The sequence below is a fragment of the Porphyromonas crevioricanis genome, from assembly GCF_900476255.1.
Classification (GTDB): domain Bacteria; phylum Bacteroidota; class Bacteroidia; order Bacteroidales; family Porphyromonadaceae; genus Porphyromonas; species Porphyromonas crevioricanis.
This window is the reverse complement of sequence record NZ_LS483447.1, coordinates 1,634,163-1,653,308: the sequence shown is the minus strand read 5'-3', so window position 1 is coordinate 1,653,308 and position 19,146 is coordinate 1,634,163. Positions and strand designations below refer to the sequence as shown.

Annotated in this window: 13 protein-coding genes and 1 tRNA gene; 2 read left to right on the top strand and 12 right to left on the bottom strand. The window is 44.8% G+C overall.

The features are described 5' to 3' along the window. Positions 1 to 1,464, top strand: coding sequence for a TrkH family potassium uptake protein (locus DQN70_RS07205; protein WP_036888737.1), 1,464 nt, complete (start codon positions 1 to 3; stop codon positions 1,462 to 1,464). A gap of 27 nt (positions 1,465 to 1,491) precedes the next feature. Then, positions 1,492 to 1,564 (top strand) — tRNA-Pro (locus DQN70_RS07200). A 106-nt stretch (positions 1,565 to 1,670) separates the two neighbouring features. Here DQN70_RS07200 and DQN70_RS07195 read toward each other — a convergent pair. The 12 genes from DQN70_RS07195 to aspS all read right to left on the bottom strand — a co-directional run bounded on the left by DQN70_RS07195 (position 1,671) and on the right by aspS (position 19,142). Next, positions 1,671 to 2,924 carry a glycosyltransferase gene (locus DQN70_RS07195; protein ID WP_143742820.1) on the bottom strand — a complete coding sequence of 418 codons (1,254 nt, stop codon included), beginning with the start codon at positions 2,922 to 2,924 and terminating at the stop codon, positions 1,671 to 1,673. A gap of 115 nt (positions 2,925 to 3,039) precedes the next feature. Then, on the bottom strand, positions 3,040 to 3,555 hold the full coding sequence (locus tag DQN70_RS07190) for an isoprenylcysteine carboxyl methyltransferase family protein (RefSeq protein WP_023940361.1): 516 nt from the start codon (positions 3,553 to 3,555) through the stop codon (positions 3,040 to 3,042). Positions 3,556 to 4,561: 1,006 nt separating this feature from the next. After that, positions 4,562 to 6,754, bottom strand: coding sequence for a ferrous iron transport protein B (gene feoB, locus DQN70_RS07185; RefSeq protein WP_023940425.1), 2,193 nt, complete (start codon positions 6,752 to 6,754; stop codon positions 4,562 to 4,564). After that, complete coding sequence (locus DQN70_RS07180; RefSeq protein ID WP_023937755.1) at positions 6,751 to 7,743, bottom strand: metal-dependent transcriptional regulator; 993 nt, start codon at positions 7,741 to 7,743, stop codon at positions 6,751 to 6,753. Before DQN70_RS07180 ends, feoB begins: the two co-directional genes overlap by 4 nt. A gap of 166 nt (positions 7,744 to 7,909) precedes the next feature. Further along, positions 7,910 to 10,225, bottom strand: a complete 2,316-nt coding sequence (locus tag DQN70_RS07175; RefSeq protein WP_023940427.1) for a cation:proton antiporter domain-containing protein — start codon at positions 10,223 to 10,225, stop codon at positions 7,910 to 7,912. A 64-nt stretch (positions 10,226 to 10,289) separates the two neighbouring features. Next, entirely contained in the window at positions 10,290 to 11,393 is a 1,104-nt protein-coding gene (gene ychF, locus DQN70_RS07170) for a redox-regulated ATPase YchF (protein WP_023940429.1), read from the bottom strand. Between the two features lie 154 nt (positions 11,394 to 11,547). Further along, positions 11,548 to 13,017: an NADPH-dependent glutamate synthase gene (gltA, locus tag DQN70_RS07165; protein ID WP_023940431.1), complete on the bottom strand. Its 1,470-nt coding sequence runs from the start codon at positions 13,015 to 13,017 to the stop codon at positions 11,548 to 11,550. Then, complete coding sequence (locus DQN70_RS07160; protein ID WP_023940432.1) at positions 13,014 to 13,811, bottom strand: sulfide/dihydroorotate dehydrogenase-like FAD/NAD-binding protein; 798 nt, start codon at positions 13,809 to 13,811, stop codon at positions 13,014 to 13,016. The genes gltA and DQN70_RS07160 overlap by 4 nt, the downstream gene beginning before the upstream one ends. A gap of 126 nt (positions 13,812 to 13,937) precedes the next feature. Next, positions 13,938 to 15,332 carry a tRNA lysidine(34) synthetase TilS gene (tilS, locus tag DQN70_RS07155; RefSeq protein ID WP_023937762.1) on the bottom strand — a complete coding sequence of 465 codons (1,395 nt, stop codon included), beginning with the start codon at positions 15,330 to 15,332 and terminating at the stop codon, positions 13,938 to 13,940. A gap of 135 nt (positions 15,333 to 15,467) precedes the next feature. Beyond that, a complete protein-coding gene (locus DQN70_RS07150; protein ID WP_023937764.1) occupies positions 15,468 to 16,271 on the bottom strand; it encodes a zinc ribbon domain-containing protein in 804 nt (267 codons plus the stop codon). 10 nt (positions 16,272 to 16,281) lie between these two features. Continuing rightward, positions 16,282 to 17,382 carry a Nif3-like dinuclear metal center hexameric protein gene (locus tag DQN70_RS07145; RefSeq protein ID WP_023940437.1) on the bottom strand — a complete coding sequence of 367 codons (1,101 nt, stop codon included), beginning with the start codon at positions 17,380 to 17,382 and terminating at the stop codon, positions 16,282 to 16,284. Continuing rightward, complete coding sequence (gene aspS, locus DQN70_RS07140; protein WP_023940439.1) at positions 17,382 to 19,142, bottom strand: aspartate--tRNA ligase; 1,761 nt, start codon at positions 19,140 to 19,142, stop codon at positions 17,382 to 17,384. The genes DQN70_RS07145 and aspS overlap by 1 nt, the downstream gene beginning before the upstream one ends. Positions 19,143 to 19,146 lie beyond the last annotated feature (4 nt).

The window sequence follows — 19,146 nt, the reverse complement described above, 5'->3', positions numbered from 1 at the left end:
ATTGTGAGACATATCAATTTTCGATTTGTACTAAAGACTGTTGGGTTAGCATGTATCATGGAGTCAGGCTTCTTGTTTTTGGCTATCGTGATTGCTTTTCTCTATAGAGAGGAAGATTTGATGCCGCTTATCTACACAACCCTGTTTATGCTTGGTGTTGGGCTTGTTGGATGGCTTTCCGGTTTTCGTACCCGTTTAGCCCGGCTCAGTCGTCGAGAAGGTATGCTCATTGTCACACTCATTTGGGTTGTGCTATCTTCCATCGGAATGTTGCCTTTTTGGCTAGGAGGGTATGTTGGTTCCATCTCAGATGCTTTTTTTGAGACTATGTCCGGCTATACGACAACCGGGGCTACCATTTTTCCTTCTGTAGAGCATTTACCTCATGGAATTTTATTCTGGAGAAGTCTGTTGCAATGGCAGGGAGGTATTGGGATTGTAGTGTTTACACTTGCTTTGTTACCTGTAATTACGGGAGATAGGGGAGCCTCCACTATCTACAATGCGGAAACAACAGGGATTATGCATGATCGCTTTTTGCCTCGTATAAGCACAGTCTCGAAACGTCTCGCCTTGGTCTATGTGGTGATGACCACACTTCTTTTCTTTCTGCTATGGATAGGGCCGATGAACTCTTTCGATGCTGTCTGCCATGCTCTCACTTGTATCTCTACAGGTGGCTATTCTACTAAAGATTCTAGTGTCGCTTATTACAATTCTGCCTATGTAGAGTATGTCCTCTCTGCTTTCATGTTCATTGCAAGTTTGAGTCTTACCCTCATTTATTTTTGCTTTGTGGGAAAACCGACCAAATTGTTGCGTGACGAAGAATTCCGCTGGTACTCTATACTGGTTTTGGCAGCCATTTTAATCACAAGCTTGTGGCTCTGGGCACATTGGCAAAATGACTCGGTGGAGGAGACAATCCGGACAGCCCTTTTTCAAGTGACTTCCCTGATTTCTACTACTGGTTATCTAACTTCTGACATTACACAATGGCAACCTTTCTTTTGGGTTATAATGCTGCTGCTAATGTTCATTTGTGGATGTTCGGGTTCCACTTCCGGAGGGTTGAAGGTCAGTCGTTTTATGGTCTTGGTCAAGAATCTTAGAAATGAGTTTAAGAAACGCATTCATCCAAATGCGGTTGTGCCAGTCAAGGCCAATGGGATTGTAATTCCGGGAGCATTAGTCAGTCAGGTGTTGGCTTTCTTTTTTGCTTATTTGGGACTTATTTGTGTAGGAGTTCTTCTTCTTACTTTTGATGGAATACCTTTTATTGAAAGTATTTCAGCTTCTGTTTCTGCCACAGGCAATGTTGGCCCAGCCTTGGGTTCCTTGAGAAGTAATTTTGCTGAGATATCTCCCTTTTCAAAATGGGTCTTGAGCTTTCTAATGTTGGCTGGTAGATTAGAGATTTTTACTGTATTGAGTATTCTACGCCCTGCGTTTTGGAAGGAATAGAATATTTTCTACCTTTGCTGCCGCTTTCGGGGTGTAGCACAGTTGGCAGCGCGCCACGTTCGGGACGTGGAGGTCGGAAGTTCGAGTCTTCTCACCCCGACTGTCTTATTTTTTATGCCGCAGTGGATTGTTGATCAATCGACTGCGGTTTCTTATCTCCTCTTAAACTCTCCGAGCTCTTTGGAGAAAAGGGGTCTTTTTCTCTTTTAGGCTTTTTTCTTTGTTCTCAGATTCTTCCCCTTTGTTCGTGCTTCTTTTGAAATCAGATCACATAAGGTTTTTGCCTGATTTATGGGGGAATACAGAGAGGAGAGTTGTATTTCCCGATACTTTAGTTCATCTGGGGAGAAGGGCTCTTTCATGAGTTGTTGGCAGAGACTTTGGGCTTCTTCGGCATTTTGGGCAATGTGGCATAGAGAATCCAGACCTGTGCCTACAAGCATTAGATCGTTTGCCACGATATGTCTTCCGGAGAATAGACTATTGAGTAACTTGAGCTTGAGTCCGGTTGGCTGATCTGTCCAAAGCAGATGAATTTGTGCTTGGCTTATTAGCTCCTGCATACGCTCTTCATCGGGATTTGCTTCCAATCTGATACGGGGATAGCGAGCTACGACTTTTTTTAGCTGATCCGACGGATTCATTCCCGCAATTACTGCAGGGTAGGGGATATACTTGAGGACGTTTTCGATAAGCCAAAGAGCAGCTTGCTCATTCTCCGCTACCGATAGTTTGGCATGATAGAGGATAAAATCAGACACTCCCGTTTGGCTACTGATTGAACGATGAGCATGAAAGCAGGGAATGAATGCAATGTTTTTTTCCGGAAAGTGTTGGTGCAGGTAGTCAGCATCAGAAAGAGAGACCGGAGCAATCAAGTCGGCATGTTTCAGTACGTTTTCATATTTCTTAAATTTCCACCCTTCAATCTTGTGAAAAGCTTTGGAAATAAGCCCTCGCTCAGCACGAGATATAGCTTGGTAGTAGTGATGCTCTATATTGCAAGGGCGGACAATCAACAATCGATTGCTCAAGGCTGGGTGATCAAGCCAATAACATGAATGAAGACCTTCGAAGAGTATCGGAGCTTCGTCAGTCAAAAGATTCGACAACAATTCGCGACTGCGACGTCCGTAGACGTTGTAAGGAAGTAAGCTCAGGTTTGCAGTAACACCTCTTTGGCGAGGGTAGTAATAAACTTTTTGGCAAATGGTCTCCAACTCTGGAGCTGGTTCTCGCTCATATTGGAAGCAGTGCAGTGTTATTTTTACTTTTAAATCGTGCAGAGCCAATAATTTGTAATACACGTCTATAACTCCCCCATAATTAGCAGGCCAGGGAACATTAAAGGAGACAATATGTAGCGAAAGAGGTTCGTGCATTAGGTAGAGATAGAGAGCTGTGTTTAATTCCGATGGTGTAAAAATGACCAGCCGGATCCAAATGTACAATGAATTCACCAATTAGTTGAAGGAGCATTTCTGCTTGGATAAATACTGCAACAAAAAGGCGATTGACTAATTTGCCAATCGCCATTTTGCTTATGCCCTATATGCAAGGATGTCGAAAATTACATTACGCATTCCACAATCCTTTCATTGCATTTTCCTCTTGTCGAATCCGAACAAAGAGAAGACAGGAATACAGAGGGAACCCGATACAAAGAGTCACCCACGCATTGCAGAGCAAAGCAACTCCGATGAGTTCGGGCATTATGTTCAAATAATAGTTCGGATGGCGTACCGTCCTAAACAAGAAACTCTTCTCTATACGTTGGTTGGGAACAATGTAGAGTTTCACCGTCCAAATATCTTTCAGTTTATAGATAACATAAAAGAGCATCCCATAAGCAAAAGTCATAACGGCAACACCGGCTACGGATAAATGGTTGAAACTCACTTCCGAGATGTAAGCTTCGTACAGAGCTGAGAAATAGAAGGCAATGTGTGCCAGTGTCAGCAGAAGAGAATTGGTCTTGCCGTATTGAACGCCACCTTTTTTGAGTAGGAGCTTTTCATTACGAATAGAGAAAGAGAGAGTCGTCAGTCGGAGAGCAAAAAAGACAATAAAAGTGATGATGATGTATTGCATAGTCATATTGTGGTTTGATTATTAGTATTGATTCGAGGAAAAGGAGGGAGACTTTTGTTTACATAGGGAGATACACACAAATGGTCTCTGTTGTGTTTTCAAACGATACATACCTTCTATCTATAAAGCATTTTGGCACTCAAAAGTATATACTTTTCTGGCTGTTTGCAATTACCACATGGGGGGATTATTTCGTGATTTCAAGAGAGGCTTATTCCCTTTCTGGTAGCTCTGTTTGTGTCATTTTCAGGGAGCTATGATGTTCTACTTTCTCTGAAACTAATATCGGTTTCTTTGCATAGAGAGGTACTTGAATTGACTTGTTGAAAAAAGATGCCGAGCGATCAATCAAAAGCTTTATTGCTTTTGCGTGAAAGCTTAGTTGCTTTTGTCTGAAAGCTTAGTTGCTTTTGCGTGAAAGCTTAGTTGCTTTTGCTCGAAAGCTTAGTTGCTTTTGTCTGAAAGCTTAGTTGCTTTTGTCTGAAAGCTTAGTTGCTTTTGTTCGAAAGCTTAGTTGCTTTTGCGTGAAAGCTTAGTTGCTTTTGTCTGAAAGCTTTATTGCTTTTGATACTCTCATCAGCTGTTTCCTGAAAAATGTGCCAAGCAATCAATCAAAAGCTTAGGAGTTTTTGATGCACTAATTAGAAGTTTCCCAGAAAGGATACTGAGCAATCAATAAAAAGATACCGAGCAATCTTGCGATCGTTCGGTATCTTTTGGACCACCATTCGGCAACTTCTTTTGCGTGGCACCTAAATGGAGCAGAAACATCCCCTCAAGCGAATGCTTTATCTCTAATAGTTCTCTTGCGATAGTCAGTTTGTGCCAGAGAGTCGATGGAGGACTTTCCTGCGATTTGGATGTAAACACCCTTAAGAAAGTGTATTACCAATTTGGAAGAAGTCAATTAGTTTTCGATGGAATCTATCATGAGGAAGAAAAATTCAGTATGTAAGGAGGAGAATTTCTTACGTACTCTTCAATATCGAAGCTCCTCACAAGAGAGCTAAAACAGCCTCCACACAAAAGCGACAAAAGAAGTCATCAGAAAGCCAAGTAAGAGAGGCAAAAAGGCTGAGATAGCTGTCCACTTGCCACTCTTGGTCTCCTTGTAAATTGTGTATAAGGTGGTGCTGCAAGGATTGTGCAGCAGGCTGAATAGCATCAAATTGACACCGGTCAGCAAGGTCCAACCTCCCATATCGAATACTTGTTTGGTGATATTCTCATCTTCAAACATCACTCCAGCTCCGGCTCCAATTTCCGTATTGCCTGTCACCAAAAGAGTTAGCATCAGTATTGTGGGGATCACAATCTCATTGGCTGGTATGGCTAAAATATATGCCAGCAATATGACTCCATTCAACCCCATTAGCCAGCCGATACCATCCAGAGAATGAGCCAATCTGGCAGCTATACTGAGATCTCCAATCATGATGTTGGAAGAAAGCCAAATAAGAGCACCGGCCGGAATGGCGAAGATAATTGCACGCCACAGAACGATAAGTGTACGATCGACAAGGGATGTATAGAGTGTTTGCCAAAACTGTGGAGGCCTGTATGGAGGTAACTCCAAGTGAAAAGTGGACACCGAGCCTTTGAGCAATGTGCGCGACAAACCCCATGAAGAGAAAAACATAAAAGCGATACCAAGCAATGCAACAACAACTACAGCTCCGATAGAGGCCGTAGCACGAAAAGCTGCAGGCACCGAAGCCCCTATATAGAGAGACGCGATGAGGATTTGCAAAGGCCAGCGACCATTACAAAGGGAAAAATTGTTTGTCACAATAGCAATCAGCCTCTCTCTCGGGCTGTCTATAATACGAGTGGAAACGACCCCGGCGGCATTACAGCCAAACCCCATTGTCATTGTGAGAGCCTGCTTGCCGTGTGCTCCTGATCGACGGAACAATTCATCGAGGTTAAAGGCGACACGAGGCAGATAGCCAAAATCTTCGAGCAATGTGAAGAGAGGGAAAAATATAGCCATGGGAGGCAACATCACCGATACCACCCAAGCTGTGGATAAATAAACCCCGTCGATCAAGAAGCCGGTGAGCCACCATGGGGCCCAAGATTCAAAAAGCCCTCTCAACCAGGGATGCCCCTGACCCACCAATAGCTCTCCTAAGAAGGAACTCGGATAGTTGCTTCCTACAATAGTGAGCCAGAGGACAGCCACTAACATCAACAGCATAATGGGGAAGCCCCACAGCCGGCTGGTGAGGATGCGGTCCAGTTTTACATCCAAAGGAGCTCGTCCATTGGCATATTCGTAGCGAATAATACCCTCGCATAGCGATACCGATTCTTTGTAAAGACCTTCGGTTAATTTATCGTGCAGATCATCTCCCAGTTCATCACCTAATTCACCAGCTCGAGCAATCAAAGCCTTCCAACGAACTGAATCGGCTAAAAGCTGCCCGGATAGAGCATATCCCTTACTAAGTCGATCTATTACTTCATCATCTCGTTCGATCAATCGATATGCCAACCAACGTTTATGTCGGTAGTCAGGGAGAATTTCGGTCAGTTTATCAACAATCTCGCCGACTGCAACTTCAGAAGCCCCTTCGAGAGGGTTGCTTCGATAAGGCTTACAACGAATTTCCTCATGAGCTAGCCCTGCGATTGTGGATAATAGCCCATTTATTCCTTCTCCCGATCTGGCAGAACAACCTACCACCGGTATTCCCAACCGTTTCCCCAATGCTCTCAGATCAATGTCCACCTTATTACGCCGGGCTTCATCCAGTAGGTTGATACACAGAACGACTTTGTCGGAAATTTGCATCGTCTGCAATACCAAATTAAGGTTACGCTCCAATCTGGTAGCATCAGCTACAATCACTGTTACATCAGGGTTTCCGAAAAGAATAAAGTTCCTTGCTACTTCTTCATCTTCAGAGGTGGAGAGCAGAGAATAGGTTCCCGGCAAATCCACAATCCGATACTCATCTTGCCCATAGGCATATGCACCTTCGGCCCTCTCTACGGTCTTACCCGGCCAATTCCCAGTATGTTGTTTAAGCCCTGTCAGGCGATTGAAAATAGTGCTCTTACCGGTATTGGGATTCCCAGCGAGAGCAACTGTATAGTTGCCTCGCCTGCTCTCCGAATCTCCCAATTGACGCAAAGCATCTCCTTGTGAGCAACCGGAACAGGAAGACGATGTACAAGTCGATTTATGTATCATAAAGGATTTTTGTTTGCTGATATAGGCCTGACTCGGATATGAGCTGCTTGATCATGTCTCAAGGCAATGGTGCTACCTCTTACCAAGTAGGCTGTAGGGTTTCCCAAGGGGGATCTCAAATCGATACTTACAATGCTTCCGGGCACGAAACCAAGGTCTAACAACCGACGCCTACCAGCTCCTCGGTATAGGTCGCTGATGCCTACAACCAGAGCTCGTGTACCGGAGGGCAGTTGATGAAGTCGAATACAATCGAGTTCCTCAGATATAATGGAAACATCCAGAGAGGTAGAGACTGTAATCTGGGAACGCATGACCGGGGACAGTAGGTATTTTTTCCCCTCAAAAAGGATTTGCAAACCATCTTGTGTTTCTTCCAGTAGCTGCAGAATAGCCCCGGGATACAAACCTATCTTCACTAGTTTGAGGAAAGCATCTTCCGGCTCATCCTCCATGTGCAGAATACGTGCGTAACCCGGAATTTGCATTTTCCCTGCCAGAGACTGTCCCTTAGCTATCGGCATATGACCGTCTTTCGTTGGGATAGGATCTCCATGAGGATCAAATCGAGGATTACCCAATAGACGTGATATACGCTCTTCTTCTGCTTCATCCATGGCATGCTCCACTCTCTCGGCTTTACTGTGCCACTCTTGAGGGGCAAAGCTCGAATGCTCGGCCAGATAAGTTTCGTACAATCTGTGCCTGCGAATGAGAACTAATGCTCGTTGGCGACCTTTCTGAGTAAGCACGAGATTCGAATCGATATCAGCATAGTTCCGTAGGTGCTCTATTGCTGCTGCCAAGATCTTTTGGCTGCAGCCTATTTCGGACGCCATTCTGGTCAGTCTCGGCCTGCGCCCCTCTTCTTCGTGGTGAAAAAGTAGCTTCAATATGTCTTCTGAGACCTCTTTGAGGTAAGGCCTCTTGTCAAAAAGAGAAAAAAAGAAACTCCTCTTTTTTCTGCTCCCTGTTGATTGACGATTCATTCGTATCTGTTTTAGGGACAAAAATATAGAACTCTATCTCCTCCAGTATCGCTATTCTTAGGGATTTATAGAGGGAGTCTTGCTGTGGGAACCGATTTGCAAAGCAATTTGTTCGGCTGCGAAAAGATTCTGTAACCCCAACCTCTCACCCAAAAGGTAGGGAACCTCAACAATGCAGACTAAGGACTAAGGTAGAGGGCATCTCTGCCATTGCATCCACATCATTGGTCGAAAGGAAGTTCCAACGATTACGGCTGAGTATTATGAAGTCGTAATCCTGCAAGATTGATGTAGTTGGGAGTAACTCTGCTGACAGCAATGATTCTGTACCGTGCAGTTTCCCTTGCAGATCTATTTGTGGGGAGGTTGGCAAGATACTTAGTTTGGCTCCATTATTTTCTGCCATTGTTCTGGCATATGGTAGCAATTTGATATCGCTTTCCTCCCCTATCTGCAGGAGAATGTTTTTGGGCTGACTAAACCCTCTATCTATGAGTACCCCCACTGAACAAGAGACATGGGAAAAAAAGTAAGACATCTTGTCCCGAAGCATTGGAGCTGCTGCCAACAGACTCTCTCCCGCTGAGACTCCTATACCTCCGATACGCCTTTTCAGGCGAGAGCGACGAGCCTCTACCTCACGATGACTCTTGAGACCGGAGTGTTTCACGCCTCCTCCTACCAATAGCAAACCATAATTACCCTCTTCAGCTACTTCAACAATCATTTGTTCCGGATGATCGGATAGCTCATACTGTGTCTTAAGCTTTGTTCCCAACCGCTGGCTTTCCTCCAACATTGGAGTAAAGCTTGATTCCTTAAACCTGGCTGCCATAATAGGATTGGTTTCAGCATGAGGGGTAATATGCAATGCAGTTACATCCGGTATGATGTCTTTCCCTCTTCTAGTCAATTGATCAGCCAATCTGAGCAATAGAGCTCCCGAAGCTGGGCGGCCAAAAGAGATGAGCACTTTGGCCGATTGGTATACTCGATTTACATTGCTCAGGCGTTTCTTTCTTTTTTCCAGCCTACGGTATCCTGCATTGATTAGACTAATTAGAGGTGTTGTCATGAAGGTAGTAACCAATGTCATCAGTACCAAGATTGTGAATATCACCGGAGGCAAAATGCCCAAGTCGAAGCCTAAGGCGAGAACAACCAATTCCATAAGCCCTCGTGTATTCATAAAAGCACCAAGATATAGACTGTCTTTCCGTGTCTCACCTACAGCTCTTGCTGCTACGTAAGTACCCACTACCTTACCGAATATAGCCACTAGAGTAAAAATCAAAAACAAGATCCATAAAGAAGCAGTATTGATCAGTCCTACCTGAGTTGCCAACCCTGAACTGGCAAAGAAAAGAGGAAGAAAAAAGCTGAGAGAAACATCTTCTACCTTCTCAGTTATGAGATGACGGAACTTCAAGTTGTCGGGCATCACTAAGCCCATGATAAATGCGCCAAAAATGGCATGCATACTCAGAAGATCTGTAACATAGGAAGATACGATAAGCAGGATGAATATAATCCCGACCATGGATTTACCCACCACCTCCGTATTGTCATAGATTTTGCTAACAAAGGAGAAGAAAGGCCGTATGACAAAGAACATCACCAGCAAATACAGCAAAAGGAAAACGAAGTTGTACACGGAGCTGAGCATACTGCCAGAAGAAGAAATCGCCATGACAGCTGCCAAAATAAGCCAAGCTGTAATGTCCCCTGTAGCCGCGGTGTTTAGTGCCAAACTTCCTAGGTGAGTACGTCCAAGGCGGCGCTCCTGTATGATTCTTGCCAGTACAGGAAAAGCGGTAATGCTCATGGCTACTCCTACAAACAGGGCATAGGGGAGAAATGAAGTTTGAGACATGGCATACGGCTCATAGGTATAGAAGCTCAACCACACACCTAAGGCAAAAGGCAAGCAGATACCAGCATGGCTGATGATCAGAGAAGAGCGGAACTTTTGCTTTACCTCTTTTAGGCTAAGCTCCATGCCAATAGCGAACATGAAGAGAATAAGACCAATCTCACTTAATAGCCCAATACTTCCGAGACTGTGCTCGGGAAAAAGAAATTGGAAAGCCTCCGGCCAAACAGCTCCCAAAAGAGATGGACCAAGGATGATACCAGAAAGAATCTCCCCAATAACGGTTGGCTGACCTATTCGATTGAATATCCAACCGACAAAGCGGGCAACTGAAAGGATTACTATAATCTGCAGCAGCAATAGCCCTATCGGGCTAATTGTATGCTCTGCTACGGAGTCTGAAAAAGAATCAAATGCAGCGATCCAGCCATATTCTCCGGAGGTAGACTCTGGATGGACAGCTCCCACAGACTCGACTGACGAACCTAACCTAATACCAAGAATGATGGCTAAGGCACATACCACAAGAGTGAAAACATAGAAGATCACCTGCTTCCACATCGCAGGTCTGCTTGTCAAAGAGAGGTTACCGTCTTTTATTTCTTTCACCTTATTCCGATTACTTTCAAATTATACTGTCTTGTAGAGGAAGGTAGCTATGAGGTAAGCCAACTTATACATTAAATCGGAAGTGCATAATGTCTCCATCCTGCACTACATAGTCTTTGCCTTCGACATTCATCTTCCCGGCTTCTCGAACAGCAGACTCCGATCCAAGGGCTATATAGTCTTCATACTTGATTACTTCAGCACGAATGAAGCCCTTTTCAAAATCGGTATGGATCACGCCAGCACATACGGGAGCTTTGGAGCCTTTGTGGTATGTCCAGGCTCGCACCTCTTGTTTGCCGGCAGTAAGGAAGGTTTCCAAATCCAGAAGTTTGTATGCTGACCGAATAAGCCTGCTTACACCACTCTCTTCCAATCCTATTTCGGCAAGAAACATTTGCCGTTCTTCGTAAGTCTCAAGTTCAGCTATTTCACTCTCTATTTTGGCTGCTACAACCAATAGTTCGGCTTGTTCATTAGCTATAGCTTGGCGAACTTGCTCCACATATTGGTTCCCGGAAAGAGCCGAAGCCTCGTCCACATTACATATATACAACACAGGCTTGGCCGTAAGAAGACATAAATCTTTGGCTACCTTGAGTTCGTCTTTCGTCTCAAAAGATACGGTACGGGCGTTCAATCCTTGTTCCAAAACGTCTTTATACCTCAACAACACCTCGCAAGAGAGTTTGGCCTGTTTGTCCCCACCTGTCTGAGCTTGCTTGTAAACTTTCTGCAGGCGACTCTCCACAGTCTCAAGGTCTTTGAGCTGTAGTTCGGTATCTATAATCTCCTTATCACGGAGGGGATCTACACTTCCATCCACATGCGTGATATTGTCATCATCAAAGCAACGCAGCACATGCAAGATTGCATCAGTCTCACGAATATTTGCCAAAAACTTATTGCCCAATCCTTCTCCTTTGCTGGCGCCTTTGACTAATCCTGCTATATCAACGATTTCCACGGTGGTGGGGACGATGCGTTCAGGTTGAATGAGTTCGGCCAACTTATTGAGCCGTTCATCAGGAACAGTGATGACACCGACATTAGGCTCGATAGTACAAAAAGGGAAATTAGCCGACTGAGCTTTTGCATTAGAAAGACAGTTGAACAAGGTACTCTTACCCACATTGGGTAAACCAACAATACCACACTGAAGAGACATATCCGATTTCTTTTGTATTGACTTGATTATGGAGGACAAAGATAGGAAGAATGAGACCTTTACAAAAAATGCCGGACGGAAATCCTTGCTATTCCGTCCGGCAGATTGCTATAAGGCAGTCGGAACACCCGACCTCAAAATTACGCCCCAATGATTATTTACTTAGTTGCTTGTGCATGGCAGCAGCAGCTTTGCGCCCATCGCCCATCGCGAGAATTACGGTGGCTCCTCCACGCACAATATCTCCACCTGCAAAAATGGTAGGAATATCTGTTCGGTTCTCTTCATCCACCAAGATCGTTCCCTTAGGAGATATCTTTAAGCCATCTATTGAGCGAGGAATAAGGGGATTGGGAGATACACCGATACTTACGATAACCTCATCTACAGCTATCTCTTCTATGGCTCCAACAATCTCTACCGGTTTGCGACGTCCACTCTGGTCAGGTTCCCCAAGCTCCATTTTTTGCAGGCGCATGGCTCGCACCTTTCCCTTGTCATCGGCGAGATACTCAATCGGGTTATGCAGGGTCAGAAATTCTACCCCCTCTTCCTTGGCATGCTTCACTTCTTCCAGTCGAGCAGGCATTTCCTGTTCAGAACGCCGGTATACGATCATAGCTCGGTCTGCCCCAAGTCTCTTGGCTGTACGCACGGAGTCCATAGCCGTATTGCCACCGCCTATTACAGCCACATTTTTACCCTTGAACACAGGTGTGTCACTATCACTATCGGCTGCATGCATCAGGTTGACACGGGTGAGATATTCATTAGAAGACATCACTCCAATGAGGTTTTCTCCAGGGATATTCATGAAATTGGGCAATCCGGCTCCGCTTCCTACGAACATTCCGGAGAATCCCATCTCCACAATATCATCATAGCTCAGTGTACGACCGATAATTGTGTCATTCTCAAATACAACCCCCATTCGTTCTAACAGATCTATCTCACTCTGTACAACACTATTGGGCAATCTGTATTCAGGAATGCCATACTTGAGCACTCCTCCTATTTCATGTAGGGCTTCAAACACAGTCACACTATAGCCGAGCTTGGCCATATCTCCAGCAAAAGACAACCCAGCAGGTCCACTGCCCACAACTGCAATACTTTTTCCGTTGGATTCAGCCATTTGCGGTAGAGCTATCTCTCCATGTGTGCGCTCATAGTCTGCTGCAAAACGCTCCAAATAGCCAATTGCTACCGCTTCTTTCTTAAGCCCTGTGGTGTATATACAACGGCTCTCGCACTGCTTTTCCTGTGGACAAACACGCCCACATACGGCTGGCAAAGAACTCGTCTCACGCAAAATTGCGGCAGCCTCAGCAAACTCACCTCGCTCGATATTTTTGATAAAGTCCGGTATACTGATGCTTACAGGGCATCCTTCCATACATCCGGGTTTGGGACAGTCCAAGCAGCGTTTGGCCTCTGCCATTGCTTGCTCTTCGGTAAGTCCCAAGTTCACTTCCTTATCCAGTTGAGTTGCACGATAGGCCGGATCCAACTCCGGCATCACAACCCTCGGGAGTTGCATACGCTCCTTGTTTTTCATCTTATTGCGTAGCTCTTCGCGCCAGGCTTCGGCTCTACGCATAGCCGTATGAGTAGTCTGTGTCATTGCTCCAAACTCTTATAAGCGCCAAGGCGCATGATCATTTCATCAAAATCCACCTTATGAGCATCAAACTCAGGTCCGTCTACACAAACAAACTTAGTCTTACCATCTACCGTGATGCGACAGGCTCCACACATCCCCGTACCATCCACCATGATTGTATTGAGGGATGCAATTGTTGGGATTTCGTATTTCTTTGTCAGAAGAGCTACGAACTTCATCATTATGGCAGGGCCTATAGTCACGCACAAATCGACTTTTTCTCTCTGTATCACAGATTCTACTCCTTCAGTCACAAGTCCTTTATGGCCATAAGAGCCATCGTCTGTCATGATGATAACTTCGTCGCTATTGGTCTTCATTTGCTCCTCCAATATTACAAGCTCTTTGGTTCGTGCAGCCAACACTACGATAACTTTGTTACCTGCCTTATGGAAAGCCTCTACAATAGGCAGCAGAGGAGCTACTCCCACACCTCCCCCAGCACAAACGACAGTACCGACCTTTTCTACATGTGTGCTTTTACCCAACGGTCCTACAATGTCATCTATGCAATCACCTACTTCCAAGGCACAAATCTTCTCAGAGGAACGACCTACGACTTGTATTACTAGAGTGATTGTGCCACGGTCCGGATCCGCAGCTGCGATGGTAAGAGGTACGCGCTCTCCTTTGGGTCCCGTACGAACGATTACAAAGTGTCCAGCACGTCTGGCTTTGGCTATGCGTGGAGCCTCTACTACCAACTTCACAACCTTGGGAGAGAAATACTCTTTCTCGACAATCCTATTCTTCATAATAGCTGTAACAAGTGAAAAATCGACAGTATTTAATATTCTAAATTGACGTCAAAGGTAAGAATAAAGACTAGATAAGGCGAACACAGCCCCAAATGATTTTTTTTGCAGTTAATGCAAAGCTTGCTATTCTTCGTTGGTTGTTTTTGATATGGAGCAAAGCAAGCAACATTTGGTATTCGCATCTACTCCGAATCGCCTATCAGCTACCAATCCGGGAACCCAAATAGGAGTATTGTCTGAGCATAACAGATCCATATCTCGTTCTTGAAGAGGGTATTTGCAATCAATCAGTAGCTTAGAGATCTTTTTCGAGCCTTTCATACCAAAAGGATAGATCTTTTCTCCTGCTTGTTTAAGGCGTAGAGAGAGCTGTCCCAATTTGTTGTAATCGAAAAGAGCCATATTGAGGGGAAGACGGAGAGATGCTCCAAACATTTGTCGGTCAACTATTCTCCAACATAGTTTCAAGTCCTTGTTGTGAGGAAATAGACATTCTCCCTGCTCTGTATTGTTTATAGGGATGAGAATTTCTTTTACATCATGCTGATCCAATAGAGAAGCCAATGGGTAGATATGCAGAGAATTTGTACTGCGCACCAATCGATGAGTTGGTGAGTCATATACGGCTCCAGATGAATTGGAAAGGCGTTGGTAAATATCTCGAATCATCACTCTGGAGAAATGAGCCGGACGGAGAAGTTCAAAAAGGAATGTAGGGACAGAGGCGGAAGATAGAACTTCTTCCATTGATATTTTACCTTCCCTGTAAAAGCGAATCACCGACTCTGATAACTGCTCCTCAAATATATCTTCAACTCCTTGCAGGTTATCTATGGTTCGATCTATGGCTTTTTCTACAGAAGGATTGATTTCTTTGAGTAGAGGGATTAGGCGATGCCGCACGAAGTTCCGTTTGTAGGTCGTATCTGTATTGCTTTTATCTATACGATAGTCTTGATCAATATCTGATAGATATTCCTCTATTTCCTTCCGACTAAAATGTAATAAGGGACGGAATATGCGCTGTTTGCTCCATGTACGCATCGCTGTGAGACCTCGTAGGCCGGTACCAGCTGTCAGATTTAGTAATAGCGTCTCTATATTGTCATCCCGATGGTGTGCCAAAGCCAAAGCGGAAGCTTGTCTCGATTGCATTAGTTCTTCAAACCAAGTATACCGCAGTTTGCGAGCAGACATTTCTATGGAAATGCCATGTTTTTGGGCGTAAGAAGTGGTGTCAAATGTTATGTGACGAATAGGGATATCTAAATCCTGGCAAAGCTTCTGGACAAAAACTTCATCCTCTTCACAGTCTCCTGGTCTGAGGCTAAAATTACAGTGCGCTGCTTCGACAAGGCAGCCCAGACGATACAGACTTAACAGCAATGCCACGGAATCGGCCCCTCCACTTACTCCCACTATTATCAGGTCTTGGACTCGCAAGCCTGCCTGATTCAACTCCTTTTTTATCTGCTTCTCTATCGCTTCCGTATGAGGAGTATGGATACCTTGTTGCATATTTATTGGACAAAAAGAAAGGCCCCATCGAGACATATTCCCCAAGTTTGGAGGATATGTTTCGGTGGGGCTATGTTATTGTAAGCTTTCAGATAAACCGCAAGGAAGAAGTCTCTATATCTCCGTAAGAGAGACTCAATCTTGTTTTTTATCGGCTTCCGAAGCAATTAACTCTGGGTCAATCATGATGCGACCACAGTATTCACATACAATAATCTTCTTGTGCAGCTTAACATCAAGTTGTCGCTGCGGAGGAATCTTATTGAAGCATCCGCCACAAGCCCCTCTATCTACTGGCACAACAGCAAGACCGTTGCGAGCACCTTTTCTGATTCGCTTGAATGCCAAAAGGAGACGTGGCTCAATTTGCTTTTCCAATTCTTTTGCTTGATCATGGAGAGTCTCCTCGTCTTGTTTCGTTTCGGAAATGATGGCATCTAATTCGCTCTTTTTAGCTTCCAAGTCGCTCTTACGCTCTTCGATATGCTCCTTGAGCGATGCTATCTCAACCTTGCGCCCCTGTATCTCAGCATTATTCTCTTTCAGCTTTTTTTCTGACAATTGTACCTCTAACTCCTGAAATTCGATTTCCTTTTGCAGGTTGTCGTATTCCTTGTTGTTGCGCACCATATCAAGTTGAGCCTTATACTTCTCGATCAAGTCTTTTGCTTTTGAGGCTTTGGTTTTTTCTTGGGTTACAGTTGCGGAGAGCGTTTTGTTGTCTGCGGTAAAATTAGCCAAACGTGTCTCCATACCGGCGATTTCGTCCTCAAGATCTTGAACCTCCAACGGAAGTTCCCCTCTGAGCTTTCTTATCTTGTCGATTTCAGAGAGTGTTCGCTGTAGTATTGCCAGTGCAATTTGTTTTTGTTCTACTGTGGTTTCCGGTTTGTCTGCTCCTGCAGTCTGGGTCAGTGGGGTTTCGTTTGTTTTAGCCATCAGTATTGTATTATAGATAATTTACCGGGTTACTTATTCGTACGCTAATGCGAATCGCAAAGTTAGGGAATTTCTGCAATAATGTACGTTGGAAAAGTTCCGTTGCATATTGTTCAGTCTCGTAATGACCTGCGGTCACTAGCATGGGACCATCGACAGCATCGTAGAAATCGTTGTATTTAGCTTCACCGGTGAGAAATATGTCCGCTTTTTTCTGCATTGCAGATTTATACATGAAAGCTCCAGATCCTCCACAAATAGCCACCCTCTGTATCAGTTGATCGGGAAATTTTGGTCGACTATAGCACAGTCGATCTGCAGAAAGTAGCCTTTTGATTTGATGCAAAAACTCAATGTAAGGAATAGGGCGGGGAAGAAGACCAATAAGGCCTCCTCCTTGTGTATCCCAACTATTGTCGAGAGAGACTGTGTCAAAAGCCGGTTCCTCATAGGGGTGTGCCTTACATAGGACCTCTACAATTTGGCTCTCTTTGTGTGCCGGGAATATCGTGCTGATGCAAGTCTCCGGTACAACGCAGAGTTTCCCCTCTTCTCCAGTGTGAGGATGCGTCTCTTGTCCAGGACGAAAAGAACCGAGACCTTCTACCTGATAACTACAACAGTCGTATGCTCCGATTTCTCCAGCTCCGGCTTGCCAGATTGCATTTTGAACAGATCGGATATGATTTGCAGGTACAAATGTAACCAGCTTACGTAGCTTATTCTTCAATGGAATTAGTGGCAGACAATTCTCTAGTCCTAAATGTTCTGCCAGAATACTGTTGATCCCTGGCAAAGCATTGTCTGCATTGGTATGAGCTGCGTAGACATGAAGGTCATGGCGTGCAGCCAGACGGATACTCCGCTCTATGTAAGAAGAATTTCCAAGCCGCTTGACAGCATTAAAGAGCAGGGGGTGGTGCGTCACCACCATATTGCAACCCGTTTCTATAGCTTCGGTCAATACAGCTTCGTCGACATCGACAGCAATCAGGATACCTGTCACCTCTGCCGATCGGTCTCCTATTTGCAGACCGCTATTGTCATAGCTTTCTTGAAAAGACAGGGGGAAAGCCTCTTCTAGACAATCTACAATGTCGGATACTTTCATTATTTCTGTGCTATGACTTCTAAAGCCAAGTCTTGGAGCTGCTCGGCATCCAATGCAGAAGGTGCATCTATCATTACATCCCGTCCCGATGTGTTTTTGGGGAATGCAATGCAATCTCTAATGGAGTCAAGGCCTGCAAAGAGTGATACCCAGCGGTCCAATCCGTAAGCGATACCACCATGAGGAGGTGCTCCGTATTTGAAAGCATTCATCAAAAATCCGAACTGCTCTTCTGTTTTTTCGGGAGTAAATCCCAATACATCGAACATCTTTCTCTGTAGCTGTTTGTCATGTATCCGGATCGATCCTCCGCCAACTTCCACTCCATTGATAACCATATCGTAGGCGTTGGCTCTTACTTTTCCCGGATCTGTCTCCAACAGAGGAATATCCTCTGCCTTGGGAGAGGTGAAGGGGTGGTGCATAGCATAGTATCGGGCCGTTTCCTCATCCCATTCCAAAAGAGGGAAGTCCACGACCCAAAGGCATTCGAACTTGTTCTTGTCCCGAAGACCCAATCGCTGAGCAACTTCCAGCCGCAATTCACAAAGTTGCTTTCGCGTTTTCATCGGATCTTCTCCACACATTAATAAAATCAAATCCCCTTTCTTAGCCTGCATTTTATCGGCTAAGCGCAACAAAATATCCTGGTTGTAGAACTTGTCTGCGGAGCTCTTTACTGATCCATCTTCTGTCACTCGTGCATACACCAATCCTTTGGCCCCTATTTGAGGTCTTTTGACATATTCAGTGAGCTCATCAAGTTGCTTACGAGTGAAAGATGCTGCGTTAGGAGCTACTATTCCCCCAATGTAGGCTGCAGTGTCAAATACCCCAAATCCATGTCCCTGCATGATATCTTCCACTTCTACAAAGTGCATGTCAAAACGAAGGTCTGGTTTGTCTGACCCGTAAAGTTTCATAGCATTAGCCCAAGTAATCCGGGGGAAACGATCGGGCAAATCGACATTGCGTAGCTTCTTGAAAAGATGACGTGTCATCCCTTCAAAAGTGTTGAGTATATCCTCTTGTTCCACAAAACTCATTTCGCAATCTATCTGCGTAAACTCAGGCTGGCGGTCTGCCCTGAGGTCTTCGTCTCGGAAACATTTTACAATCTGGAAGTAACGATCCATTCCTGCCACCATGAGCAACTGCTTGAATGTCTGAGGAGATTGAGGCAAAGCATAGAATTGTCCTTGATTCATGCGAGACGGAACGACAAAATCTCTGGCCCCCTCAGGAGTTGATTTGATCAGGACAGGAGTTTCAACCTCTATAAAATTCAAGCTATCCAGGTAGCGTCGAACTTCAAGACACATCTTATGTCTAAGTTCTAGATTTGAACGCACAGCTGACCTGCGTATATCCAAATAGCGGAATTTCATCCTCAAATCATCTCCTCCATCCGTCTCATCTTCTATTGTAAAAGGAGGCGTTTCGGACTTATTAAGCACTATCAGCTTATCGACGATGATCTCAATCTCTCCTGTCGGTATTTGGTTGTTGATACTTTGTCTCTTGATAACAGTACCTTCCGCCTCTATCACGTATTCACGGCCAAGATGCTCAGCCTGTTCCATCATATCAGAAGAACACCCTTCTGCATTAAAAACGAGTTGGGTGATTCCATATCGATCTCGGAGATCTATGAATGTCATCCCTCCCATTTTTCGGCTGCGTTGTACCCATCCGGCAAGTTTTACTCTCGTATCGACATCCGTCAGGCGAAGTTCGCCACAAGTCTTTGTTCTGTACATATAT